We start from the raw sequence: 256 nt of genomic DNA, 5'->3' as shown, positions 1-256 counted from the left end.
GAGGCCGTGTTCCTTCGCGAACGCCACGACCTCCTCCGACCCGGAGACCGGGTCGGGGGTCCCGGCGACCAGCGGGGCGCCGGCGCGTTGGGCGATGTGCCGGGCGGCGACCTTGTCACCGAGATCGCGGATGGCCTGCGGCGGCGGCCCGATCCACGTCAGACCGGCGTCGAGGACGGCCTGGGCGAAGTCGGCGTTCTCCGACAGGAAGCCGTACCCGGGATGGATCGCGTCCGCGCCGGAGTCCGCCGCCGCC

The 256-nt window shown here is 75.0% G+C and carries 1 protein-coding gene; it reads right to left on the bottom strand.

The window, feature by feature from the left end; genetic code table 11:
- On the bottom strand, nucleotides 1-256 hold a 256-nt coding region (locus ADK55_RS23625), incomplete at both ends, for a biotin carboxylase N-terminal domain-containing protein (protein ID WP_324611201.1).

The sequence above is a fragment of the Streptomyces sp. WM4235 genome (genome assembly GCF_001279725.1).
In the GTDB taxonomy this organism is placed as follows: Bacteria; Actinomycetota; Actinomycetes; order Streptomycetales; family Streptomycetaceae; genus Streptomyces.
The sequence above is the reverse complement of the archived record's forward strand: the minus strand, read 5'-3'. Positions and strand labels throughout refer to the sequence as shown.